Source organism: Haloferax sp. s1 (genome assembly GCF_058382125.1).
Window position 1 is genome coordinate 1 of record NZ_JBZRPK010000245.1, and the last position, 2324, is coordinate 2324.

Annotated in this window: 1 protein-coding gene; it reads right to left on the reverse strand. The window is 65.2% G+C overall.

What is annotated here, in order from left to right:
• On the reverse strand, window positions 1–2133 hold a 2133-nt coding region (gene mutS / locus QT222_RS02235; RefSeq protein WP_491476167.1), incomplete at its 3' end, for a DNA mismatch repair protein MutS.
• Window positions 2134–2324 lie beyond the last annotated feature (191 nt).

Genomic DNA, 2324 nt, shown 5'->3' on the forward strand with positions numbered 1-2324 from the left:
GTGGAGAATCTCGGTCAACTCGCTCATCTCGCGCATGAACGTCGATTGGCCACCCGCGATGTCGTCAGAGGCACCGATGCGGGTGAACACGCGGTCAACGACCGGCAACCGGGCCGCATCGGCGGGGACGAACCTCCCCATCTGGGCGAGGATGCAGACGAGCGCCACCTGCCGCATGTACGTCGACTTGCCGGACATATTCGGTCCAGTGATGAGCGCAACGCCGCCCTGTGGAATCGACGCCGGATTTGGGACGAACTCGCCTTGGGCGCGCTCGACGACAGGGTGTCTTCCGGCGTCGATTTCGATGCCTTCTCCGTCGAACTTCGCGTTCGACGTGTTCTCGCCGCCACCAGCACTACCGCCGTGGAACTCCGGCCGGGCGTAGTCGTTGGCGACGGCCACGTCGGCGAGGGTGCGCAACACATCGAGGTCGGCCAACACGTCCGCGACGGCTTGGATGCGCTCCGATTCCGTGGCCACGTCGGCGCGAACCTCGCAGAAGAGGTCGTATTCGAGGGCGTCGGCCCGGTCGGCGGCCCGGAGAATCTCGTCTTCGCGCTCCTTCAATTCGGGCGTGTAGAAGCGCTCGGAGTTCTTCAGCGTCTGGCGGCGGACGTAGTCGTCGGGCACGCGGTCGAGATTCGGATTCGTCACCTCGATGTAGTAGCCGTGGACCTGATTGTAGCCGACTTCGAGGGAGTCGATGCCGGTTCGTTCGCGCTCCTGTACTTCGAGGTTCGAAACCCACTCGCGGCCGTCTTCGGCGGTGCCGCGGAGGTCGTCGAGTTCGGCATTGAACCCGTCGGCGATGACGCCGCCTTCGGTAATCTCCTGCGGCGGGTCGGTGACGATTGCGCGACCGACGAGGTCGCGAACACATTCGAGTTCGTCTAGCGAGTCACGGAGTTTGGAGAGGAGCGCGGCGTCGGTCTCTGCGAGACTTTCGCGAATTTCGGGAACGCGGTCGAGCGTCGTCTTCAGGGAGCGAAGGTCGCGGGCGTTCGCTCGCTCGCGCGAGACCCGGGCGACCAGACGTTCGAGGTCGTAGACCGACGAGAGGTGGTCTCGAAGGTCGGCCCGCGAGAGCGCGTCGTCGCAGAGGGCGTCCACCGCGTCCAGTCGCGCCTCGATGGCCTCGCGGTCTACGAGCGGGCGACGAAGCCACGCTTCGAGGCGGCGGCGACCCAGTGCGCAGGCCGTCTCGTCGAGGACCGAAAAGAGCGTGCTTCCGGCGCGGGTGCTCCGCGAGTCGAACAGTTCGAGGCTCTGGATGGCCGTCGCGTCGAGTTGGAGGAACTCACGGGGGTCGAAGCGCGTCACCCGAGTCACGTACTCCAGTTTCGAATCGCCCTGTGCGTACTCCGCGTAGGCGAGGAGCGCGCCGACCGCCCGGAGTTCTGCATCAGAGTCGACGACGGCCTCGGGGCGCGGCGCGTACTGAGAAAGCGTCTCTCTCGCTGCTCCCGGCTCGAATGCTTCCGGTTCGAACGGCGTTTGCATCGGGTCGAACGAGAGCGACGGCAGGTCGCAGTTCGGCCCGACGACGAGTTCGGCGGGCGCGAGGCGTTCCAGTTCTTCGAGTGCCAAGGCCCTGTCAGCGCCCGTAACGAGACACTCACCGGTCGAGACATCGACGACGGCGATGCCGTATTCGTCGTCACTTCTGTTCTTGCTACTCTTTGCGACTGCGCCGAGGTAGGTCGCCCGTCCCGCTTCCAGTAGCTCTTCGTCGACGACGGTCCCCGGCGTGATGAGTTGTGTGACGGCGCGGTCCACCAAGCCGGAGGCTTCCGAGGCGTCTTCGACCTGCTCGGCGAGCGCGACGCGATAGCCTGCGTCGAGCAGTCGTTCGAGGTAGCCCGCCGCGTTATCGATGGGAATGCCGGCCATCGGCCACGTCCCGGTCGAGTCCTCGCGCTTGGTGAGCGTGACCTCACAGGTTCGTGCGACCGCTTTCGCCGCACCACAGAACGCCTCGTAGAAGTCGCCGACCTGGAACAGTACGACCGCGTCATCGTGGGTCTCACAGAGGTCGGCGTACTGCGAGAGCATGGGCGTCAGGTCGTCTCGCACTTCCAGCATCTCCGGCGGTGCGCCGTACACCGCCTCGCGCTGGGCGTCCGAATTCATACCCGGTACCGGGTTGCCGAGCGATAAAAACGCCCGGGAACGGCCCGCTCGGGAGTCACCCGTTTCGTGTAAGAATTCCGACTGTCCGGCGTTTCCTTGGGTCATCTCGACTGTTCGGCGTTCTCTTGGGGCACCTCACCCGTCCGGCGGTTCTCTTGGGTGATGTGTGCGCACACCCAGCAAGGTTAGGT